Raw genomic sequence first — 22,761 nt, forward strand, 5'->3', positions numbered from 1 at the left:
ACTAATGATATTAAACTGATTCAGAAAACAGAAATAGAGAGACGCATGCCCATCAAGATTTTACTGGTCGATGATCACACCCTGTTTCGCAGCGGCATTCGTTTGCTGTTGCAACGCAACCCGGAATTTGAGATTGTCGGCGAAGCCTCGGATGGACTCGAAGGGGTGAAAAGGGCGAAGCAATTGCGTCCCGATGTAGTGTTGATGGATTTGAACATGGCAGGCCTGTCCGGCCTGGAAGCCATGCAGCTGATCGTCGAAGACTTGCCCGATACCGCCGTGCTGATGCTGACTGTGTCGGAGGAAGCAGAAGATCTCAGCACTGCGCTGAAAAATGGTGCGCGCGGTTATTTGCTGAAAAATATTGAAGCGGAATATCTGACGCAGGCGATTAAACGTGCCGCCGCCGGAGAGCCCGTGATTGCCGAATCCATGACGGCAAAACTCGTGATGCAGTTCCGCGCTGGCCAGAATCAGGCTGCAGCACCGGAGCGCGAAAAACTGACTCCGCGTGAGCGCGAAACGATGATCTGCCTTGCCAGAGGTGAGAGCAATAAGGAAATCGCCCGGAATCTGGATGTGGCAGAGAGCACCGTCAAAATCCATGTTCAGAATATCCTGAAAAAACTCAATCTGACCAGCCGGGTGCAGATTGCTGTCTATGCGGTAGAGCACGGGCTGGATAAATAACTAGCCTTTCACAAAAGCCATTCTCCCGGGCAGAATACTAAAGAGATGTTGCGATGCGGCCATGTTGCTGTATGCGTCAGATATTGTGCAGATGTTTGTGATAAATCCATGCGGCAATAAAAAATTCTTCCTCATCCAATAACATGCATTTATAATGCATCATATTGTTCATTTGCATCAGCAGACTAGTCCGGTTGGCGGATAGGCATAGTCTCTTGACGCTTCTACACTTGATCTCTATCAGTTGGCCGGAGACATGAGATGACGAAATTGAATTTATTGGGTTTGCTCGAAAATCATGCGCTGTTTCGCAATATTTCACCAATTGATTTGGGCGAGTTGCAAAAAGAAGTGGTGAAAATCGAGCTGGAAAAAGGGCTGATGCTGTTTCGCAAAGGCGATATCGCGGAAGGAACGTATATCGTGGTGTATGGTTTGCTGAAGCTCAGCATTCCTTCTTCCCAGGGTAACGACAAGGTGCTGGAGCTGATCCGTGCCGGACAGAGTTTTGGCGAAGCCATGATGTTTCTGGACGAGCCTTATCCGTTCTACGCCGAAGCGCTGGAAAACACCTTGCTGCTGAAAATTCCGCGGACAGCCTTATTGCAGTTGCTGGACAGGTCGCCGCTGTTGTCGCGGCAGATGATGGCTGGGTTGTCGTACCGGCTGCTGGGCTTTATCCGGAATGTCGAACGCTATTCGCTGCAAAACGCGACACAACGCGTGATTGACTATTTGCTGCAGACCTCCGCCATACAGTGCACCAACGAAGTCAGGCTGGAACTGAAAAAGCACTTGCTGGCCTCGCTATTGAATTTATCTCCGGAAACCTTATCCCGCGTGTTACACCAGTTGATGGATGAAGACCTGATCCGCGTATCCGGCTCCATTATTCATATCGGTTCGGCAGAGGCGCTGAAAACCTATCAGCATGGCGGTATGTCGTTGCACTGAAGCCGTTTTCACCCGTGAGTCCTGCGGGCCGGCTATGAATTGTTGAGCCAGAACAAGGACATTGGAAACAAGTGTCATTACTATTTGCAGTTATGAATGCTATTGATCTGGTGGCTCCTGCCGGCAGTCTGGTTGCTTTAAAAGCGGCTATAGACAAAGGGGCAAATGCGGTTTACCTGGGCTTGCGCAATGCGACCAATGCCCGTAATTTCGGCGGACTGAATTTCAGCGACCATGATATCCGGCAGGGTGCGGATTATGCCCACAGCCGTGGCCGGCAGATCCTGTTTGCGATCAACACCTATCCGCAGGCGCGTGCTGTCGGCGAATGGCGTGCTGCGATTGATACGGCCGTGCAGATGGGGGCGGATGCCGTGATTCTGGCTGATCCCGGACTCATGGCCTATGCACGCGACCGGCATCCTGATTTGCGCCTGCATCTGTCGGTACAGGGTTCGGCCACCACGCTCGATGCGATCGAACTCATGCGTGAACAGTTCGGTATACGGCGTGCTGTGTTGCCGCGTGTGCTGACCCTGACCGAAATCGAAAAAATCATCCGCCAGACGACTGTCGAAATCGAAGTATTCGGTTTTGGCAGTCTGTGCGTGATGGTAGAAGGTCGCTGCCTGTTGTCGAGCTATGTCACGGGCGATTCACCGAACAACAAAGGCGTCTGTTCGCCCGCGCATGCCGTGAGCTGGGAAGAGAAAGACCGCACGATGTATGCACGGCTCAATGGCACGCTGATTGACCGCTATGCGCCGGACGAGGCCGCAGGCTATCCGACCTTATGCAAAGGGCGCTTTGAAGTCGAGGGTGAAATCGATTACGCGCTGGAAGAGCCGACCAGTCTGAATGCAGTCGGCCTGTTGCCCAAGCTGGTGAATATGGGCGTCTCGGCGATCAAGATCGAAGGCCGTCAGCGCAGTCCGAGTTATGTCGCGCAGGTCGTGGGAACGTTGCGTGCGGCGCTCGATGCAGCGCAGCGCGACCCGGAACGCTATTCTCCCCGCCCTGACTGGCAGGCAACGCTGGCGCGGCACGCTGAAGGCGCGCAGGTCACGCAAGGGGCGTTTGAACGGCCCTGGAAATAACCGGAAGAGTATCGTATGCATGAATTCAAAATTTCTCTGGCGCCGCTGGCCTATTACTGGTCGAAAGAAGCAACCCTGAGCTTCTATGCCGATGCCATGCAGTGGCCGGTCGATATTGTTTATTTGGGAGAGGTGACCTGTTCCCGTCGCCATCTGATGAAGCTGGACGACTGGGTTGCTGTTGGACGGGCTCTGCGCGAGGCGGGCAAGGAAGTGGTTTTTTCCACCCTGACGCTGATCGACAGTGAAGCGGACCGTCGCAATATGCACCGCATGACAGAGCGCGCACTGGAAGAGGGATTTGGCGTGGAAGCCAATGATTTCAGCGCAGTGCGTGCCATGCAGGGGCAGCCATTTGTAGCTGGTCCGCATCTGAATATTTACCATGCCGATACGCTGGCCTGGTTGTCCGGACTGGGCGCGCAGCGTTTTCTGCCACCGATCGAATTGCCGCGTGACGATCTGGCGAGCCTGCAGCAGCAAAAATCAGCCGCGATGCAGACGGAAGTGCAGGTCTGGGGGCGACTGGCGCTGGCGTTTTCTTCCCGCTGCTTTACCGCGCGGCACCATCGCCTGCGTAAGGACAGCTGTGAATTCCGCTGCGAGCAGTATCCTGATGGCTTACCGCTGGCAACCCGCGACGGCAAGGAATTTTTGACCATCAACGGCATCCAGACCCAGAGCGGCAGTTGTCTTGATCTGGGGGCGCAGGTGCCCGATCTGGCGGCGATGCAGGTCGATATCCTGCGTTTGCAGCCACAATCTCAGGGTATGGCGGAAGTGGTCGCCGCATTTGATCTGGCACGCAAGAATCGCAGCACCGCCCAGGTGGACAGCCGTTACCTGCCGGCAGAGGCGCAACGCAGCAATGGCTACTGGAGCGCCAAGCCAGGTATGCAGTGGCTGATGGCCGAATCAATCTGACCGGAGTTTTTATGGATTTGTCCCAATTTCGCTTTCCCGCCGTGTTTCAGTCGATTGGCCGGCACATGCCGGCGCCGCTGACCACCACACCGCTGATGCTGATGCTGGAGCTGGCGCGGCGGCGTGAACTGCTGGTCGCGCCCGATACTTTATACGGCAAAAAATTCAGTATTCACGTCGAAGACCTGGGCATGTCGCTGTATTTTGAATGCAACCAGGGGCGCTTTCGCTCACTGAGCCGCCAGGTGTCGGTGGATGTCAGCCTGTCTGCCAATGCGGTGGATTTTTTTAAAATGGCATCGGGTATGGAAGATGCCGATACCTTGTTTTTCCGCCGCCGTCTGCGCATGGAGGGCGATACCGAACTGGGTGTGGCAGTGAAATACTGGATTGATGCGAGCGAGCGTCCGGCATGGCTGAACAGTTTTGCCCAAAAGCTCAGTCAGCAGTTTGAATCGCAGTCGGCTTCAGCGCATGGGGCAGCCCGGCACGGAGCCGGGAGACATTGATGGATGACGCGCCGCAGCCGTCGCAACTGCCGCTGGTGTACGCCTGTTCCGGCTGCTCCAGCGTGGCGCAGCTGGCGAATGATGTGGCGGTGCGGCTGGACAGGGAAGGGCTGGCGCAAATGTCCTGCATCAGCGGCGTCGGCGGCGGTGTCAGGCCACTGGTCAGGCTGGCGCAGTCGGGGCGGCCCATACTGGCGCTGGATGGATGTGCGCTGGCCTGTGTGAAAGCCTGCCTGCAGCAGGCCGGAGTAGAGCCTGCCTGGCATCTGATCCTGAATCAGGAGGGGGCGCGTAAACGTTTTCATGCCGATGCCAGCACAGAAGAAATGCAGCTGGCCTGGCAGGCGGTACAGCGGCAACTGACCGGGATGCAGACTGAGCAGCCGCTTGCAAAGAACTGTCCGGAATCCGTGACGCCAGACTGAAATTAGCATACTCCCCTGTCATTATTTAAAAAATGCGCTGATATCAAGGAAATATAAGGGCTTATACATATACTGGGTAGGAGTATATTGAGGCTCTTGGGCAGGAGATCCACGACTGTTTCCTGTATTCCTTACCGTATAACCTGTTTGCCTGCCGATACTTACCGGATACCTCATCATGAAACGTCTTGCTACCGCCCCTCACCGGTTATATTTTTTTCTCGGCGCACTGGCTGTGTTAATCCTGTTTTTCTGGTGGTGGCTGCAGGTGCAGCACCCGGACAACATGGCGGTTCCGCTGCATGCCCTGCTGATGCCGTTGGGCGTATTCCCCCTGTTTATCCTGGGTTTCACGTTCACAGCCGGACCGCGCTGGCTTTCGGTTGAAACCCGGGATGATTACTTTTTACTGCATGGCGGGACATACTTCGGTGGCTTGTTGCTCGCCATGTTCGCATCCGGCATCGGCTGGTATCCGCTGCGTTCCTCCGGTTTTATGTTGATGCTGAGCGCCTGGTGCGCCGTGACATGGCGCTGGGGCAGTCTGATTCTGCTCAGTAAAGCGCTGGATAAAAAACATGCCTGGGCGATTCTGCTGGCGATGTGCGGCGGCGCATTGGCGCTGGCGGCTACCCTGTGCTGGAGTGCCGGGATTGACGTTGCCTGGAGCGTGGCGCGCCAGCTGGCTTTTTTTGCTTTTCTGTTGCCGGTGTTTCTGACGGTCTGTCACCGCATGCTGCCATTTTTCAGCAGTAATGTGCTGAAGCCTTATACAGTCTGGCGTCCCGTGTGGCTGCTGGCATTCTGGCTGACGGCATGTCTGCTGCTGGCGCTGACCGGCGTGGCCGGCTGGCATTTGGTGGAAGCCCTGATCGCAGCGGCGCTGAGCCTCAGTTTTGCCGTCACCAGCTGGCGCTGGGGACTGTTGCGCAGTTTTGCAAATCGCCTGCTGGCAATGCTGCATTTATCCTTTGCCTGGCTCACTATCGTGTTTGCACTGCAGGCTGCCGGCGCGCTTGGTGTGAATACGGGTTCGGCAGCAGTGCATGCGCTGGGGCTGGGTTTCATGACAACCATGATGGTCGGTTTTGTCAGCCGGGTATCGTTTGGCCATAGCGGCAGGCCGCTGCAGGCATCCAATACACTGTGGGGACTGTATCTGGGGCTGCATCTGGCGGCGCTGCTGCGTATTCTGGCGAGCCTGCTGGTTTTGCCGTGGCTGATCTCGGTATCCGCAACGGCCTGGCTGATCCTGCTGGCCGGCTGGATCGCCATGATGCTGCCGGTGTATCTGCGGGCACGTGTGGACGGACAACCCGGCTGAGTCGGGCGCGCAAAACCGGTTGTATGCATTGCATCTGGAAATTTTTGATGGAGAGCAGGGTTTTGATAAAGAAATTGATATAGATCGACCCGGTGCATGATGGCTTGATTACAATGGTGCCATCAACCCAACAGGATATCCCGGTATGCCGGGCAGAAAGAACACGATGAATACCTTCACAGATCAGATCGATTTATCCGAAGCGCTGATACGTAAATTCGACAAATCGGGTCCCCGTTACACCTCGTATCCGACCGCCGACCGTTTTCACAAGGACTTTACAGAGCAAAGCTATATCAGCTATCTGGAACAGCGTGCCGGAAAGAAAAACAATCCGCCACTGTCGGTCTATATTCATCTGCCTTTCTGCGAATCGCTCTGCTACTTTTGCGCCTGCAACAAAATCATTACCAAGGATCACAGCCGCACTACGGAATATCTGCGCTATCTGGAAAAAGAAATGGAAATGGTGGCAGCGCATCTGGGACCGGATCGCCAGACGGTGCAACTGCATCTGGGCGGCGGCACGCCAACCTTTTTCAATTCGGATGAACTGGGGCAGCTGATGGCGATGGTGCGCCGGCATTTCACGTTTACTGCCGATGCCGAACTGGGTGTCGAGATCGATCCGCGCACCGTCAGACCGGAAACCCTGCAATCCCTTGCGGCGCTGGGCTTTAATCGCAACAGTTTTGGCGTGCAGGATTTTGACCCCGCGGTGCAGCAGGCAGTCAACCGCATTCAGCCATTCAGCATGGTTGAAGCTGCGGTCAAACAAAGCCGGGCGACGCATTTTGAATCAATCAATGCGGATCTGATTTATGGCCTGCCCAAGCAAAACCTGGAAAGCTTCGGCCGCACACTGGATAGCCTGATTGCGCTGGCGCCGGATCGTATCGCTCTGTACAACTACGCCCATTTGCCAAGCCGTTTCAAGGCGCAGCGCCAGATCATCGAAGCCGACCTGCCGAGCGCCGAAGACCGCCTGCAGATATTCATGATGTCCACCCGCCGCTTGCTGGACGCAGGCTACATCTACATCGGACTGGACCATTTTGCCAAACCCGATGATGAACTGAACAAAGCCCGCGAGAACCAGACCCTGCACCGTAATTTCCAGGGATACACAACCCGGGCGGAATGCGATCTGGTTGGTTTCGGTGTTTCAGCGATCGGCAAAGTCGGTGATTCTTACAGCCAGTCTGTGCGTACTATCAAAGAGTATTATCAGCATCTCGATGCCGGCCATCTGCCGGTGGAAAAAGGCATTGCGCTGAGTCAGGACGATTTGTTGCGCCGCGAAGTCATCATGACGCTGATGTGCAGCATGCCTTTGTCAGTGCGCGCTGTTGAGCAAAAATATCAGATCAGTTTTGCCAGTTATTTTGCTGATGAGCTGGTGCAGCTCAAGCAATATGAAGAGGCCGGTTTCCTGGTCACTGACCCGGACATGATCCGCGTCACCACCAAGGGACGTCTGTTTGTCCGCGCGATTGCCATGACGTTTGATCATTACCTCAAAAAAGTCACGACTGCGACTTATTCCAAACTCATCTGAACCCGGATTCAGATACCGCCATCGTTCTGTCTCAGTATGAACTGCGGAAAAAGCCGGGGCAGCTGTTCCAGTAATGACGGCGCCGGAAAAGTGGGGCAGGCGTTGCCGGAAGCTGGTGCAAACTGTTTGTCCCGGCATCCTTGCTGCCGCACTACCTGCAAGGCATAGCGGGCGACACCTTGCCGGGCCAGCTGCTGCGCGAGCAGCAACAGCTCATCCGGGCTGAACAGGGACGGATGCGCCGTGGTCCGGCATTCATAATCCTTGCCGCTGTCGAGCAGCAGGCGCAGGCTGGCAGCATTGAGCGCTGCACTGCCGGCGCTGCGGGTGATCTCGTCAAAGCGGTGCGGCGGCGCCTTGACATCCAGACCGATCCAGTCCGTCAGTGGCAGCACTGCCGCAAGCTGGCGCGGATAAATCCCCGCCGTATGCAGCCCGATATGAAACCCCAGTTCACGCACTGCCTGCATGGCGTCAGGCAGTGCCGGGTCCATGGTCGGTTCGCCGCCGCTGAAGACGACAGCATCAATCAGCCCGGTGCGCCTTTGCAGCCAGGACAAAATGTCGCTCCATATCAGGGGGCTGGCAGAGGTTCTTTCCTGCAGATGCGGATTATGGCAATAACCACAGCGCCACGGACAGCCCTGCACAAAAATCACCGCCGCCAGTTTTCCCGGATAGTCACCGGTACTGAAAGGCGTCAGTCCGCCCGCTTTCAGCACGGGAGCTGGCCGCGATTGGGTTTGCCTGTATTGTTTTGCGCGGCTTCGGTGAAGTAGCGGCGTTCATGGAATTCGCCCTTTTTTCCGATGTTGAAGGAACTCATCGGACGGTGATAGCCCATGACGCGGGTCCAGATTTCACAGGGCTGGCGCTCTTCATCCGACAACATGAAGATGCCATTCTCAGCGACGGTACCGGTGACAGCATCCATGGCGGCACTCAAATTATGGTCAGCAGCAGAAGCATCAGGGCAGGGGGTGGTTTGTGGCGTCAAAGCAGGCATCATGATTTCCTGTCAGGTTGAAAAAATTGTCTGGTGGCGTTCAGGCTGCCAGCCGTTTGCGTGCGAGCAGTTCTTCATCGCATTTCGGGCAGAAACGGTGACTGCCGCCGAGGTAGCCATGTTTAGGGCAGATCGAGAAAGTCGGTGTTACCGTCAGATACGGCAGCGAAAAGCGCGACAAGGCCCGCTGCACCAGCGTCCGGCAGGCATCTGCGCTCGACAGCGGTTCTGTCATGTACAGATGCAGCACGGTGCCGCCGGTATATTTCCGTTGCAACGCGTCCTGTCTTTCCAGCGCTTCAAACGGATCATCGGTGAAGCCCACCGGCAACTGCGATGAGTTCGTGTAATACGGCATGTCTGCCGTTCCCGCCTGCAAAATATCGGGGAAGCGCTTACGGTCTTCTTTGGCGAAACGGTAGGTTGTTCCTTCTGCCGGTGTTGCTTCCAGGTTGTACATGTGACCGGTTTCTTCCTGAAATTCCAGCATGCGGCTTCGTATGTGATCGAGCATGCGGATTGCCATTGCGTAACCGGTTTCAGTCGTGATGTCTTCGCGGTCATCATAGAAATTGCGCAGCATTTCATGGATGCCATTCACACCCAGTGTGGAAAAATGATTGCGCAGCGTTCCCAGATAGCGCCTGGTGTAGGGAAACAGACCGTTGTCCATGTGACGCTGTATCACTTTCCGTTTGATCTCCAGACTGTTTTTTCCAAGCGTCAGCAGATGGTCCAGTGCCGCCAGTAGTCCGGCTTCGTTGCCGCGGTGCAGATAGCCAAGCCGGGCGCAATTGATCGTCACCACGCCGAGCGAGCCGGTTTGCTCGGCAGAACCGAACAGACCGTTGCCGCGCTTCAGCAGTTCCCGCAAATCGAGCTGCAGGCGACAGCACATCGAGCGGATCATATTCGGCTTCAGTTCGGAATTGATGAAATTCTGGAAGTAGGGCAGACCGTATCTGGCCGTCATTTCAAACAGGCGTTCTGCATTCGGGCTGTGCCAGTCGAAATCGGCAGTGATGTTGTAGGTCGGAATGGGAAAAGTGAATACGCGGCCTTTGCTGTCACCGGCCATCATCACCTCGATGTAGGCGCGGTTGATCATGTCCATTTCTTCCTGCAGGTCACCGTAGCAGAAGGGCATTTCCTGACCGGCGATATGCGGTATCTGCATCCGCAGGTCTTCCGGGCAAACCCAGTCAAAGGTCAGGTTGGTAAAGGGAGTCTGGGTACCCCAGCGCGAAGGAACATTCAGGTTGTAAATCAGCTCCTGCATGGCCTGACGGACTGCCGCATAGTCCAGCCTGTCATGCCGCACATAGGGCGCCATGTAGGTATCAAACGAGCTGAAGGCCTGTGCTCCGGCCCATTCATTCTGCAGGGTGCCGAGAAAATTCACGATCTGTCCGGCGGCGCTGGAAAAATGATGCGGCGCGCCGGATTCTATTTTTCCCGGAACACCATTGAGTCCCTCATTCAGCAAGGTCCGCAGCGACCAGCCAGCGCAATAACCTGACAGCATATCGAGATCGTGAATATGCAGATCGGCAGCACGGTGTGCAGCGCCGATTTCCGGCGGATAAACATGGTTCAGCCAATAGTTGGCAATGACTTTGCCGGAGACATTCAAAATCAGGCCACCCAGCGAATAGCCCTGATTCGCGTTGGCATTGACCCGCCAGTCCTGCTGTTGCAGATATTCGTTGACGGAGGACTCCACATCCACCATGGTCTGCCGGTCCTGCCGCAATTGCTGGTGCTGCGTCCGGTACACCACATAGGCGCGCAGGGTAATCCGCCAGCCAGCATCAAACAGTGTTGCTTCGACTTCATCCTGAATCTGTTCGACCGTTACCGCCGCCGGTTCCGGTAAGGCGGCAAGCCTGTCGGTCACTTGTGCGGTCAGCGTGGACGCTGCTGCGGCATCCAGTTCTCCGCAGGCCTGGCCGGCACGCAAAATCGCAGAATGAATTTTGGCGGCATCAAAAATCTGGGATGCGCCATTGCGCTTGATGACTTGTTGCAGGCCGTGGCGACGGGTGGAGGCAGGAACGGAAGTGAGCGTCATTTTAATCTCTGAAAACACTATATGTTGTGTGTTTCAGAGATTAATCACTAAATATGGTGTGGTCAATGTCGGTGGAAGGTATTTCTTAATTCATTGACTGGCATCAAGTAGCGCATGCGGCTCAGGTGGAAACCGTGCCGGATGGCGGTGAATCGGTGTCGCCAAGGCGGCCACGGTACAGTGCTGCAATCAGGTCTGACTGCGTCAGCATGCCGGTCAGGCGGTGTTCGTGATCGACAATGGGAATATGGTGCAGACCCTGATCGGACAACAGGGGCACCAATTCGACAATGTGCATGTCTTCGCGTGCGGTTCTGACAGGCTTGGTCATGATCTGGCCGACGACTTCCGGCTTGCTGGAATGCAGATCGCGGGTGCGCCGTATCAGCTGACGCAATTTTTCATCGAATTTTTCATAGACGTCCAGATTGGCGTGTTTCATGAAATCGACCAGCGTCACAATCCCGATCACGCGCCGGGCGCGGTCAGTGACCGGCAGCGCCTTGATGCGGTGCTGGCGCAGCAAGGTCCAGGCTTCTTCCAGCGTGGTGCCGAATTCGGCAGTGACCACATCGTGCGACATCACATCACTGCAGCTGATCTCTCCGAAGCGGCGGCGGTAGGCATGCATTTCTGTTTGCTGGAACAGGGATTCAAGATCGTCGCGGCTGACGTCCAGCACCTGATTGTATTGCTGCAGCACTTCATCCAGATCGCTGGATTTAAAACCAAGCCGGTCGATCGGACGCGCATCACGCGTGCCGTGTTTGCCGCTGTGGTCAGGGTGTGACGCATGCGGGTAACGGCGTCCGGTGGCGTTGTTATACGCCAGCGCAAACAGCATCAGCAGCAGGGAATTGATCAATACCGGAAACAGGGGAAACTGATAGCCCAGTTCGTGAATCACCGGCCCGCCGAGTACCGCTGTCAGGGCGACTGCCCCACCGGGCGGGTGCAGGCAGCGCAGGAAAAACATCGCTGCCACAGCGGCGGCGCTGGCTATGGCGGCCGACAGCAGCGATACGCCGAGAAAGTGGGCGCAGGTGACGCCGATCAGCGCGGAAACCAGATTGCCGCCGATAATGGACCAGGGCTGCGCCAGCGGACTGGCAGGAACGCCGAACAGCAGCACCGCAGAAGCGCCGATCGGGCCGATCAGCATCGGTATATGCTCAACCGGGCCCAGCATCAGTCTGGTGGACAGGCCTGTCAGCAGCAGGCCGCCGGCAATGCCGCCGCAGGCGCGCAACCGCTCGGTATAGTCAACATGGAGTTGTGCTGGCAGAAAGGTTTTCAGCCAGGAGATAAAATCTTCAATCAGGGACCATTTTCTACGCATAAATGCACAGCAGTAACACATCAAGGCGGCAAGTGTACCCTGTCTTGCGTCATTGTGGTGCGGTGTCCGGTGGCCGGACGATGCAGGAATTGACCGTGAAATCAGATAAAGGGAATGACCTGTCTGCTCAGGGCAACACTGACGATGTAGGCAAATACGGCGAATGCTGCCAGCAACGCACGGAGACGAATGCTTCTGGTCTTGCCCCGTTTCAGGGCGATGGTGCCAAGTCCAATGTACAGAATCAGTGCAACGACTTTGGCTGTCAGCCAGTTTTGTGCGAAGGGGTATTGCCCGCTCCAGAACACCATCACCAGTGCGGAACTCAGCAGCACGGTATCGATCAGGTGCGGGGCAATCCTGACCCAGCGCTGCTGCAGCATGGGTGAGGCATTCCACATCCAGAATCCGCGTAACAGAAACAGGCTGCCGCTGAGCACTGCGCAGGTGATGTGCAGATGTTTGACACTCAGGTAGTCCATTTCTGTTGCGCTTTCTGAAAAAAAGGCTGGTTTTATTCCATGACCAGAAAATCGATAATCACTTCGCCGGGTTCATTCGACACGTAGGCGATTCTGACGGCGTTGCCGAAATGATGCTCTATCTGTGCCAGTAAAGGCAAGGGGTTATGGTCATTGCAGAAACGCATGGTTTCGCCACGTTCCAGCGCGGAGAGTGCGCCGAAAATGGCGGCATGACGGAAGCGCTTGGCAATACCGCGTGCATCAAATGCGTAGACGCCTTCGGCAATCAGAGGAATGGAACAATCGTGTGACATGAAAAACTCCTGAATTCAAACGTTAAATAAGGGTAGGCAGTCATGCGGACGCATACCGGGAACATGCTGCGTGAGATGGCGGGGCAGATTCAGATTGCCGGGAAATCCGGGGAGCGTTCCCCGGCAATCTGAGTGCGATGCCTTGCTCAGGCACGCTTTGCTGCGCCGGCAGCTTCACCGGTCAGGCTGGCTTGTGTTGCCTGTTTGCCTGTCAGCAGGCGGATGGCGAACACTGCCAGGCATAAGGTGCCGACGGCAAACACGACGTCACCCGGAACACGCAACCAGACAGCTGTTTCCATGAAATGCGAATGGATGACTTCTGGTGAGCGGGCATACCACATGCCTTTGGTGATGCTGGCGGCAGCCTGGTAGATACCGGCAGGAACCAGCGAGATAAACACCATCATCGCAAGGCCGATATTCAGCAGCCAGAAGGTTGCCTGCAACAGCTTGTCTGACCATGCCAGTCTGGAAGACAGTCCACGCAGGCAGAACAGCAGCAGGCCGATACCGAGCATGCCATAGACGCCGAACAGCGCTGCATGACCATGTGCAGCAGTCATGTTCAGACCTTGCATGTAGTACAGGGCGATCGGTGTATTGATCGAGAAGCCGAGCAGACCTGCACCGACGGTATTCCAGAAACCGACAGCGATAAAGCACAGGATGGACCATTTGTACGACTGTACCCAAGGGGCAGCTTTAGAGCGCTGGTAGTTGCGATAGGCTTCCATGCCGATCATTGCCAGTGGCACAACTTCCAGTGCGGAGAACATCGCACCGATGGCAATCACAAAGGTGGGGGTGCCGGTAAAATACAGGTGATGCAATGTGCCCAGAATGCCGCCGAACAGGAACACGATGGTTTCGAGGATGATCGCACTGTTCGCAGTCGCTGCATGAATCAGGCCAAGGCGGGTGAACAGCAGCGCGATGACGGCAGTTGCAAACACTTCAAAGAAGCCCTCTACCCACAGGTGAACCAGCCACCAGCGCCAGTATTCGATCATCGAGTAGTGGGTATGCTGGCCCCAGGTCAGGGAAGTGGCATAGAAGCCGCCAATACACATGGCCGACAGGAACACCATGGCGATCAGGCCGCGGCTGTCAGACGGTGTTTTCAGGGCGGGCATCAGACCGCGACCTAACAGGGTGACCCAGAACAGCAGGCCGACGAACAGCAGCAACTGCCATACCCGTCCCATGCTGGTGAATTCCAGACCCTGATTACCGAGCCAGAAAGCGAATTCATTGCCTTTGTGTTGCAGACTGCCTAACCAGCCCATGGCGGTCGAGCCGACTACGATAAACAGCAGCGCATAAAACAACAGGTTGACGCCGAGTTTCTGGTACTTCGGCTCATGACCGGAAATAGCCGGTGCGATATACAGGCCAGTTGCCAGCCATGCTGTAGCAATCCATAACACTGCGAACTGGGTATGAATTGTGCGGCTGACTGTAAATGGCAGGATATCTGCCAATGGGAAGCCGAAGAAACTGTGGCCTTCAACCGCATAGTGCGCTGTAATCACCCCGAATCCGACCTGCGCCAGAATCAGACCGATCACCACGTAAAAGTACTTTCTGGTTGCCAGCATGGAAGGCGTTGGCTTCAGGCTGAATAAAGGGTCCGCTTTAGGCGGGGTTGGATCAGTTGCTTCTTTGCTGGTCGAATGCACGAACAGCATGGTCGCAATTGCACCGATCATCAGGATCACACTGGCAATCGACCAGATACCGGCGCCAGCTGTCGGTGTGTTATTCACCAGCGGTTCATGCGGCCAGTTACTGGTGTAGCTCAGTTCTGCTGCACCAGGGCGGTCAGTGGCAGCAGCCCATGCAGACCAGAAGAAGAAGGCAGGGAGTGATTGCAAATCCTGAACATCAGGCAAGGTACCTTTATTCATTGCATACTGCTCACGCAATTTTTCCAGTGCCGGGTCATTGCCAAACAGGCCGATGTAATGCTGTGCCACTTGCTGGACAGCGGCTGCGCGCTCTGGTGACAGTATGATCTTGCCAGACTGTTCATCATAGGTATTACGGCGCATTTCATCCTTCAGACGTGCTTTCAGCTCGGCCTGACGACCTGCGTTCAGCTGCTCGAAGGTTTGCTGAAACTCTTTCTGTGCCCAGATATCGAGCAATGCCAGAGATTCGCGGTGCAACCAGTCTGCAGACCAGTCAGGGGCGACATAACTGCCGTGGCCCCAGACCGTACCCAATTGCTGACCGCCTGCAGAGAGCCAGGATCCCTGACCGCGGTCCACTTGTCCTTCGGTGAATAAAATCTTGCCGTCAGTGCTGACGACCTGTTTAGGAATAGGGGGAGCTGTGAGATAAATCTCTGTTCCTACCCAACCGAGAACGGTAAATGATAGGACACAGATCACAGCGAGCCAGGTCCAGAGTTTGCGCGTGGCATGCATGGCGTGGTTCCTTATGAATGGTTGAAAATACGATCAAAACAGTGAAACAGCGAACACAAAACAATTGATAAGAGTCCGGTGTGCTTTCCTGAAAAATGCTTCAAATCCATCGGGTTATTGCAGGAAACGGGCACGCCGGCTTTTATTAAGATGCATTTTATATGTATGTATTATAAGATGCAAATAAAATGTATGTTTAGTTGCGATGAAATGCACATTTTTTAATATTGAGTGTTCAGGTTATGCAGTATCGCCGCCTTTTCATCCCTGTCCGTATTCAGCCTGGTGGCGCAGGCCGGTGAGGAAAGGCGCAACACGGTATACTGCCTTTAGCGCATGTTGGCAGCACAAGAGAGCTTGTTTGAACTCTGTTGTGCGCATTAATCCCGGATAATTTTTATGAGACTCACTGCTTACACTGACTATACTTTGCGTACGCTGATCTACCTTGCGATTCACCGCGACCGCCTGGTGACTATTCAGGAGATCGCGGAGCTGCACAATATTTCAAAAAACCATCTGACCAAGGTTGTGCACCAACTGGGTTTGTCTAATATGGTCGATACCATACGCGGCAGAAATGGCGGCCTGAGACTCCACAGCGCGCCTGCTGACATTAATATCGGCCAGGTTGTACGCAATACGGAAACCGATTTTTACATGGCAGAGTGCTTTGACAAAGCCAGTAACACTTGCGCTTATGCGCCCGCCTGTCACCTGAAAAAAGTGCTGAATGATGCCACCCGCGCTTATCTGGATGTGCTTGACCATGTCACACTCGAAGACCTGATTGGCAAAAAGACCGGCATTGCCAAAATTCATTTCCACAGCCCTGGCCAGATTCAGGGCTGATCTGCATTAATGCACGCAGCCGGTGTCAAGCCTGTGTTGCAGTACCCGGACATCATCCGTATGGACAGCAGTCTGATGAGTCTGTTGTCTGATCAGTTTTCTCTCCGCCGGGCATTACATTGACGCGCTGTTGTCCTGCCATTTCCTTTCGCATCAATGCCTTAGTGCTTTCGCCTGCCCGGTACTGATTTTTCCTGTTTAACCCAATTTTTGCTTAGCACCGATGCTGCACGAATATTCCTTGCGGCAGGGAAGTGCGCGTAATTGTGCGATGAATGTTAAAGAAAATTAAAACAGGGGGCGCAAAGGTTAAACATTGATGCATGGAAATATTTTGTTGGGGAAATATTTGTACTATGCACGCATGAATAAGTTTGCTTCTGATGAGTAAAAATTTTCTTTTCTCTTCATGAAGGCTGGTCATCAGAGATGGATTTGTGAATTAGCGATATTTATTTTATGGGGGAACATCATGGAATTTTCAACATGGAAAGTGAGTACGAGACTGGGTGTGGGTTATGGGGCTTTAATTATTCTGCTGCTGTGTGTGGCGGCCCTGGGGTTGTTGGGCATGAACCAGAACAACAAGTCGTTACACCATGTCGTGGATACGAATGTCAAGAAAATGGAATTGCTGGAAAGTATGAGTAATTCCATCCACGTCGTCTCTCGTGTTGTGCGTACAATTGCATTGCTCGACGACCAGGCTGCGCAGGATCGCGAAGCGAAAAAAAATTATAGATACCCGTGCTGTCTATGACAAAGCATATCAGGAACTGGCAACCATGCCGCTGGATGCAGCAGGTCAGCAGTTTATAAAGAACCTGCAAGAGGCCATGCAGTCGGCGCGCGGATTGAATAATCAATTTTTGGACATGGTCCGGGCGGGGCAAAAGGGCGCTGCCATTGAGCTGTTAATGCAAAAGGCGAATCCTGAAAATGAAAAATGGCATGGACTAGTCCAGGATTTTATGAATCTGCAGGAGAGTAAGGATAAACAGGATGAAGTCACAGCGAATCAGACGTATGAGTTTTCACGTAATCTAATTATCGGTTTTACTGTTGGTGCAATTTTCCTGAGTATTTTCATTGCCTATTACATTAGCAGCACCATCATTCAGCAACTCGGCTGTGAGCCTCAGTATGCAGCAGAAGTGGCAAACCGTATCGCCACCGGTGATCTGACCGGAGAAATCCGGGTACGGGAGAATGATCAGCGCAGTCTGATTTATGCGATCCAGGTGATGCAGCAGAATCTGTCGCAGATTGTGCAACAGGTTAATAAGGGAACGATTTCGATTGCCTCCGCGTCGCAGCAGATTGCGGTCGGTAACATGGACCTGTCATCCCGTACCGAACGGCAGGCCAGTTCGCTGGAGGAAACTGCAGCGTCACTGGAGGAGTTGACGTCGACCGTCAGGCATAATGCGGAAAATGCCGGTATGGCTAACAAATTGGCGGCATCAGCCTCTGCAGTCGCAGCTAAGGGGGGTGATATGGTGCAGCAGGTGGTGCAAAATATGGAAGCAATCAATGAATCATCCAGAAAAATCGAAGACATCATCAGTGTGATTGATGATATTGCTTTTCAGACCAATATCCTTGCATTGAATGCCGCTGTTGAGGCGGCCAGAGCAGGTGAGCAAGGTCGGGGATTTGCCGTAGTCGCCAGTGAGGTCAGAAATCTGGCGCAAAGAAGTGCAACAGCTGCAAAAGAAATCAAGGAACTGATCAGCGATTCGACGGAGAAGGTTTCGGGCGGCAGCAAGCTGGTGGATCTGGCAGGAAATGCGATTCTGGATGTGGTGGCGAGTGTCAACCGGGTTTCAGAAGTCATCAATGAAATCACGAGCGCGAGCCAGGAGCAGTCGTCAGGGATTGAGCAGATTAATCTGGCGATCATTCATATGGATGATGTGACGCAGCAAAATGCAGCGATGGTGGAAGAGGCAGCCGCAGCGGCAAGTGCTATGGATGAGCAGGCAAAAGCACTGGCTAATCTGATTGCCGTCTTTAAGATTAATACGAGCTTTGCTCTGGAGGACAGCGGAAATATATCACAGGGTAGCCGGAGCAAAATTCATCCGTATCAGACAAAAGCAGATGTGGCTGAAAAATCCCGTGTGCGACTAATTCCGAACTGAGATCCCGCTGACTGAGAGATATATTAACCGGAGTGGATGAAGCACAATGCCCATCAGTTTTGGCTGACGGGCATTGTTATTTGAGGCGTGCCGAATGTGTTGATCAGCGCGTGACACGCTTGCGCATCAATTTTGGTGTTAGTCCCGAATTTCAAGTGCCCGGTTCAGGCTCAGCGCAGCCATGGAGCAGCCAGCGCCTGACAGCAGGTACAGGCTGACATAGGCAAGACCGAAATGGGCTGACAGACCCAGGGCGACCAGCGGGGCAAATCCGGCACCGACCAGCCAGGCAAGATCCGAAGTCAGGGCTGCGCCGGTATAGCGGAAGCGGGAAGCAAAATTGGCTGTCACTGCACCTGCAGCCTGGCCATAAGACAATCCAAGCAGCGAAAAGCCGGTGAGAATGAATACATTCTGGCCGAATTCCCCGCCATCCATCAGCATGGGAACAAAGCCGCTTAGAATCGCAATCAGCAATGCCAGCGTGCCTAGTGTATTGCGGCGGCCAAACCGGTCTGCGATAAGGCCTGACGCAATCACGCCGGCGGCCATGAATGCTGCACCTGTGATCTGGATGTACAGCACATCCGTCAGCGAACGGGAAGAGTACAGGGTGATCCAGGATAAAGGAAACACAGTTACCAGATGGAACAGCGCATAACTTGCCAGCGCAGCCAGTGCGCCGATCAGAACATTACGGCCCTGCGTACCGAGCAGTTCGGTTATCCGGGTTGGCTCCAGTTCACGTTCATCCAGCAAGTGCGCATATTCATTGGTAGAGACCAGTCTCAGGCGTGCAAACAGTGCGACCACATTAATGGCAAATGCAACGTAAAACGGATAGCGCCAGCCCCAGTCAAGAAAATCTTCCGGCGACAGATTCGCCAGCAGATAGGCAAACAGGCTGCCGGCAATCATAAAACCAACCGGTGCGCCAAGCTGCCCAAGCATGGCATACCAGCCGCGCTTGTTTTGTGGCGCATTCAGTGCCAGCAATGAAGGCAGGCCATCCCAGGAGCCGCCCAGTGCCAGCCCCTGACCGACACGCAGAATGGACAGCAAAACAATGGATGCATACCCCAGATGTGAATAGGTAGGTAAAAAAGCAATTCCGGCGGTCGAAATGCCGAGCAATACGAGTGCGCTGGTCAGCTTGGCCTCCCTGCCGAGATGGCGCTGAATTGCCATGAACACAACCGTTCCTATCGGTCGTGCAAGGAAGGCGAATGAGAAGATGACGAAAGAGTACAGGGTTCCTTCCAGTCTTTGTTCAAATGGAAAGAATACGGCAGGAAACACCAGTACTGAAGCGATGGCATAGACAAAAAAGTCAAAATACTCAGAGGCCCGGCCGATTACCACGCCGATGGCAATTTCACCTGGCGCAATCGTTGTATGATCAGCATGAGTATTTTTGGCAGCAGGCGCAGAATGGCGTGCAGAAATAGCGGTGATGTGATCACCTTGATGGCTGATACTTGGCATAGTCGTCTCTCGTAGTTATGTTTTCTGACCGATGGACGCCTTGTGCCCTTCCGGGTATAGCTATGGCAGGGTAGGACAAAACGTCCAATCGCTAATGCTAGTCAGTCCGTGTACATTATCACGATTTCCCTTAATTTGGACTTTTCCCGCATGATTTCCCTACTAGCCCGACGCGGACTTTTGCTCCTGTGCGCTGCACTGTTGGCTGGATGTGACACTATTGTGTTGAATCCTTCAGGCGATATTGCCGCTCAACAGAGCAAACTGATTGTGGTTTCCACTCTCCTGATGTTGTTGATCATTATTCCTGTCATTTTGCTGACTTTATTTTTTGCATGGCGATACAGACAGTCCAATACCACTGCGAAGTACGATCCGGAATGGGATCACTCCACGATGCTGGAACTGATCATCTGGGGTGCGCCGTTGTTAATTATCATCGCTTTGGGTATGTTGACATGGATTTCTACGCATACTCTTGATCCATATCGAAAGTTGTCGCGATTGGATGAAAATCGTGCGATTCCTGCCGCCACCAAACCCCTGGTCGTCGAAGTCGTCGCGCTGGACTGGAAATGGTTGTTTATTTATCCAGAACAAGGTGTGGCAACGGTAAATGAACTGGTGACGCCGGTCGATGTGCCGGTCAGTTTCAAAATCACGGCTTCCACCTACATGAATTCGCTGTACATCCCGGCGCTTGCCGGTCAGATCTATGCGATGCCGGGCATGCAGACTGAATTAAATGCTGTCATTAATAAGGCAGGTACTTACGATGGCTTCTCCGCGAATTACAGCGGCGCCGGTTTTTCCGACATGCGCTTTAAATTTTACGGTAAGTCACGTGCCGAGTTTGATGCCTGGGTGCAGTCCGCAAAGAACAGTAAGCTGAGCCTGAACCGCGCGGATTATCTGGAGCTGGAAAAGCCAAGTATCAAAAACCCTGTGCGCCTTTATGGTTCGGTTGACAGCGATCTGTATCACGCGATTCTGAACCGTTGCGTAGGACCGGATCAGGTTTGTATGGATAAACTGATGAGTACCGATATGAATGTCAAGCCGGAGCAAAGTGCCCGCGGCAAAGTTGTTTCCATCCTCGCCCAGAACCAGCAGCCTGGTTTGACCGGTGAAGTATGTACAACTCCTCCAGTTACGAATGGAAAATAAAGATGTTAGACCATATTGATTTGACTAAGCTGATTTTCGGCCGTCTGAGCTGGGAGGCGATTCCCTTTCATGAGCCGATTCTTCTCGCCACTTTTGCCGGCGTAGTGCTGGGTGGCGCCGTATTGCTGGGGGCGCTGACGTACTTCCGTCTGTGGGGCATGTTGTGGCGTGACTGGCTCACCAGTATTGATCACAAACGCATCGGCATCATGTATATGATTCTCGGTCTGGTGATGTTGCTGCGCGGTTTTGCGGATGCGCTGATGATGCGTGCGCAGCAGGCGCTGGCATTTGGTGATTCGGCGGGTTTCCTGCCGCCGCATCATTATGATCAGGTATTCACTGCACATGGCGTGATCATGATTTTCTTTGTCGCCATGCCTTTGGTGACGGGGCTGATGAACTATGTGGTGCCGCTGCAGATTGGTGCTCGCGACGTCGCATTTCCTTTCCTGAATAATTTCAGTTTCTGGATGACGGCTTTCGGTGCTGTGCTGGTAATGGCGTCACTGTTTGTCGGTGAGTTTGCCCGCACTGGCTGGCTGGCCTATCCGCCGTTATCAGGTATTCTGGGTAGTCCTGATGTCGGGGTCGATTACTATATCTGGTCATTGCAGATTGCCGGTGTCGGCACACTATTGTCAGGTGTGAATCTGATTGTCACGATTGTGAAAATGCGTGCCCCAGGCATGTCGCTGATGAAGATGCCGGTATTCACCTGGACTGCCCTGTGCACTAACGTGCTGATCGTGGCGGCTTTCCCTGTGCTGACTGCAGTACTCGCAATGCTGTCTCTGGACCGTATATTTGGCACCAATTTCTTCACGAACGACATGGGTGGTAATTCCATGATGTACGTGAATCTGATCTGGATCTGGGGCCATCCTGAAGTGTATATTCTGATCCTGCCTTGCTTCGGTGTGTATTCGGAAATCGTGTCCACTTTCTGTGGCAAGCGCCTGTTTGGTTATACATCGATGGTCTATGCGACAGTCGTGATCACCATTTTGTCTTACCTGGTCTGGCTGCATCACTTCTTCACAATGGGTTCCGGCGCCAGCGTCAACTCCTTCTTTGGTATCACGACGATGATCATCTCGATTCCGACCGGAGCGAAGATGTTCAACTGGCTGTTCACCATGTATCGCGGCCGCATCCGTTTTGAAGTGCCGATGCTGTGGACAATCGGCTTCATGATCACGTTTGTCATCGGTGGTATGACCGGTGTGCTGCTGGCGGTTCCGCCTGCGGATTTCGTATTGCACAACAGTCTGTTCCTGATTGCGCACTTCCATAATGTGATTATCGGTGGTGTGGTGTTCGGTGCGATGGCGGCGATCAATTTCTGGTTCCCGAAAGCATTTGGTTATAAACTCGATGCGTTCTGGGGTAAGTGTTCCTTCTGGTTCTGGTTCATCGGCTTCTACTTTGCATTCATGCCGCTGTATGTGCTGGGTCTGATGGGAGTGACACGCCGTCTGAGCCATTTTGATGATCCTTCGCTGCAAATCTGGTTCCAGGTAGCTGCATTTGGCGCAGTATTGATTGCTCTGGGTATTGCATCTTTCATTATTCAGATGGTGGTCAGCTTCCTGCGTCGCCATGAAAACCTTGACCTGACTGGTGATCCATGGGATGGACGCACTCTGGAATGGTCGACTTCATCACCGCCACCAGCGTACAACTTCCCGTTCACGCCACGTATCCATGATAACGATGCATGGGCTGATATGAAGAAAAACGGTTTTGTCCGTCCGACTGAAGGTTTTGTCTCGATTCACATGCCGAAAAATACCGGTGCGGGTTTCATCATCGCCGCATTGAGTGCAGCCTGTGGTTTTGCACTGATCTGGCAGATGTGGATTCCTGCTGTGGCAGCGTTTATTGTCATGCTGGCGGCAATCATTATTCATACCTTTAATTACAACCGCGATTACTACATTCCTGCGGACGAAGTTGTCCGTACTGAAAATGCACGTACCCGCCTGTTAGCGAGTCAAGCCTGA

21 protein-coding genes are annotated in these 22,761 nt (G+C 53.8%); 13 read left to right on the plus strand and 8 right to left on the minus strand.

Annotated features, from left to right (window positions below; translation table 11 throughout):
* Nucleotides 1-45: 45 nt before the first annotated feature.
* The 8 genes from H8K27_RS06425 to hemN all read left to right on the plus strand — a co-directional run bounded on the left by H8K27_RS06425 (nucleotide 46) and on the right by hemN (nucleotide 7,481).
* The gene (locus tag H8K27_RS06425; protein WP_186862345.1) at nucleotides 46-690 is read left to right on the plus strand and encodes a response regulator; all 645 of its coding nucleotides are present in this window, start codon (nucleotides 46-48) and stop codon (nucleotides 688-690) included.
* A gap of 261 nt (nucleotides 691-951) precedes the next feature.
* Nucleotides 952-1,644 (plus strand): Crp/Fnr family transcriptional regulator, encoded by a 693-nt coding sequence (locus tag H8K27_RS06430; RefSeq protein WP_186862346.1) that lies wholly within the window; start codon nucleotides 952-954, stop codon nucleotides 1,642-1,644.
* A 92-nt stretch (nucleotides 1,645-1,736) separates the two neighbouring features.
* Nucleotides 1,737-2,741, plus strand: coding sequence for a ubiquinone anaerobic biosynthesis protein UbiU (gene ubiU, locus H8K27_RS06435; RefSeq protein WP_186862347.1), 1,005 nt, complete (start codon nucleotides 1,737-1,739; stop codon nucleotides 2,739-2,741).
* A 15-nt stretch (nucleotides 2,742-2,756) separates the two neighbouring features.
* On the plus strand, nucleotides 2,757-3,665 hold the full coding sequence (ubiV, locus tag H8K27_RS06440) for a ubiquinone anaerobic biosynthesis protein UbiV (protein ID WP_186862348.1): 909 nt from the start codon (nucleotides 2,757-2,759) through the stop codon (nucleotides 3,663-3,665).
* Between the two features lie 11 nt (nucleotides 3,666-3,676).
* On the plus strand, nucleotides 3,677-4,174 hold the full coding sequence (ubiT, locus tag H8K27_RS06445; protein WP_186862349.1) for a ubiquinone anaerobic biosynthesis accessory factor UbiT: 498 nt from the start codon (nucleotides 3,677-3,679) through the stop codon (nucleotides 4,172-4,174).
* Nucleotides 4,174-4,599: a putative zinc-binding protein gene (locus H8K27_RS06450; RefSeq protein WP_186862350.1), complete on the plus strand. Its 426-nt coding sequence runs from the start codon at nucleotides 4,174-4,176 to the stop codon at nucleotides 4,597-4,599. Before ubiT ends, H8K27_RS06450 begins: the two co-directional genes overlap by 1 nt.
* 178 nt (nucleotides 4,600-4,777) lie before the next feature.
* Nucleotides 4,778-5,923 (plus strand): NnrS family protein, encoded by a 1,146-nt coding sequence (locus H8K27_RS06455; protein WP_186862351.1) that lies wholly within the window; start codon nucleotides 4,778-4,780, stop codon nucleotides 5,921-5,923.
* 145 nt (nucleotides 5,924-6,068) lie between these two features.
* Entirely contained in the window at nucleotides 6,069-7,481 is a 1,413-nt protein-coding gene (gene hemN, locus H8K27_RS06460) for an oxygen-independent coproporphyrinogen III oxidase (RefSeq protein ID WP_186862352.1), read from the plus strand.
* An 8-nt stretch (nucleotides 7,482-7,489) separates the two neighbouring features.
* Here the strand turns inward: hemN and H8K27_RS06465 are convergent, their stop codons facing one another.
* The 7 genes from H8K27_RS06465 to H8K27_RS06495 form a co-directional block, all read right to left on the minus strand.
* Entirely contained in the window at nucleotides 7,490-8,203 is a 714-nt protein-coding gene (locus tag H8K27_RS06465; RefSeq protein ID WP_186862353.1) for an anaerobic ribonucleoside-triphosphate reductase activating protein, read from the minus strand.
* Nucleotides 8,197-8,415: an anaerobic ribonucleoside-triphosphate reductase gene (nrdD, locus tag H8K27_RS06470; RefSeq protein ID WP_186862700.1), complete on the minus strand. Its 219-nt coding sequence runs from the start codon at nucleotides 8,413-8,415 to the stop codon at nucleotides 8,197-8,199. The genes H8K27_RS06465 and nrdD overlap by 7 nt, the downstream gene beginning before the upstream one ends.
* Before the next feature lie 112 nt (nucleotides 8,416-8,527).
* On the minus strand, nucleotides 8,528-10,558 hold the full coding sequence (locus H8K27_RS06475; protein ID WP_186862354.1) for a ribonucleoside triphosphate reductase: 2,031 nt from the start codon (nucleotides 10,556-10,558) through the stop codon (nucleotides 8,528-8,530).
* A gap of 121 nt (nucleotides 10,559-10,679) precedes the next feature.
* Nucleotides 10,680-11,897 carry an HPP family protein gene (locus H8K27_RS06480; protein ID WP_186862355.1) on the minus strand — a complete coding sequence of 406 codons (1,218 nt, stop codon included), beginning with the start codon at nucleotides 11,895-11,897 and terminating at the stop codon, nucleotides 10,680-10,682.
* Nucleotides 11,898-11,998: 101 nt separating this feature from the next.
* Nucleotides 11,999-12,379, minus strand: coding sequence for a SirB2 family protein (locus H8K27_RS06485; protein WP_186862356.1), 381 nt, complete (start codon nucleotides 12,377-12,379; stop codon nucleotides 11,999-12,001).
* Between the two features lie 32 nt (nucleotides 12,380-12,411).
* The gene (locus H8K27_RS06490; protein WP_176802175.1) at nucleotides 12,412-12,675 is read right to left on the minus strand and encodes a DUF2249 domain-containing protein; all 264 of its coding nucleotides are present in this window, start codon (nucleotides 12,673-12,675) and stop codon (nucleotides 12,412-12,414) included.
* A gap of 146 nt (nucleotides 12,676-12,821) precedes the next feature.
* The gene (locus H8K27_RS06495) at nucleotides 12,822-15,107 is read right to left on the minus strand and encodes a nitric-oxide reductase large subunit (RefSeq protein ID WP_186862357.1); all 2,286 of its coding nucleotides are present in this window, start codon (nucleotides 15,105-15,107) and stop codon (nucleotides 12,822-12,824) included.
* 399 nt (nucleotides 15,108-15,506) lie between these two features.
* Here H8K27_RS06495 and H8K27_RS06500 point away from each other — a divergent pair, with 399 nt between their 5' ends.
* The 3 genes from H8K27_RS06500 (at nucleotide 15,507) to H8K27_RS16670 (ending at nucleotide 18,103) form a co-directional block, all read left to right on the plus strand.
* The gene (locus tag H8K27_RS06500; protein WP_186862358.1) at nucleotides 15,507-15,959 is read left to right on the plus strand and encodes an RrF2 family transcriptional regulator; all 453 of its coding nucleotides are present in this window, start codon (nucleotides 15,507-15,509) and stop codon (nucleotides 15,957-15,959) included.
* A gap of 472 nt (nucleotides 15,960-16,431) precedes the next feature.
* On the plus strand, nucleotides 16,432-16,719 hold the full coding sequence (locus tag H8K27_RS16610) for an MCP four helix bundle domain-containing protein (RefSeq protein WP_186862359.1): 288 nt from the start codon (nucleotides 16,432-16,434) through the stop codon (nucleotides 16,717-16,719).
* Nucleotides 16,631-18,103, plus strand: coding sequence for a methyl-accepting chemotaxis protein (locus H8K27_RS16670; protein ID WP_329604350.1), 1,473 nt, complete (start codon nucleotides 16,631-16,633; stop codon nucleotides 18,101-18,103). Before H8K27_RS16610 ends, H8K27_RS16670 begins: the two co-directional genes overlap by 89 nt.
* Before the next feature lie 138 nt (nucleotides 18,104-18,241).
* On the opposite strand, the gene H8K27_RS06515 is transcribed toward H8K27_RS16670, so the two are convergent.
* The gene (locus tag H8K27_RS06515) at nucleotides 18,242-19,588 is read right to left on the minus strand and encodes an MFS transporter (protein WP_186862361.1); all 1,347 of its coding nucleotides are present in this window, start codon (nucleotides 19,586-19,588) and stop codon (nucleotides 18,242-18,244) included.
* 150 nt (nucleotides 19,589-19,738) lie between these two features.
* On the opposite strand from H8K27_RS06515, the gene cyoA reads away from it, so the two are divergent.
* Together cyoA and cyoB are read left to right on the plus strand one after the other, a co-directional pair.
* A complete protein-coding gene (cyoA, locus tag H8K27_RS06520; RefSeq protein WP_186862362.1) occupies nucleotides 19,739-20,755 on the plus strand; it encodes a ubiquinol oxidase subunit II in 1,017 nt (338 codons plus the stop codon).
* A 2-nt stretch (nucleotides 20,756-20,757) separates the two neighbouring features.
* A complete protein-coding gene (cyoB, locus tag H8K27_RS06525) occupies nucleotides 20,758-22,761 on the plus strand; it encodes a cytochrome o ubiquinol oxidase subunit I (RefSeq protein ID WP_186862363.1) in 2,004 nt (667 codons plus the stop codon).

The organism is Cognatundibacterium griseum, assembly GCF_014284195.1.
GTDB lineage: Bacteria > Pseudomonadota > Gammaproteobacteria > Burkholderiales > Burkholderiaceae_D > Undibacterium > Undibacterium griseum.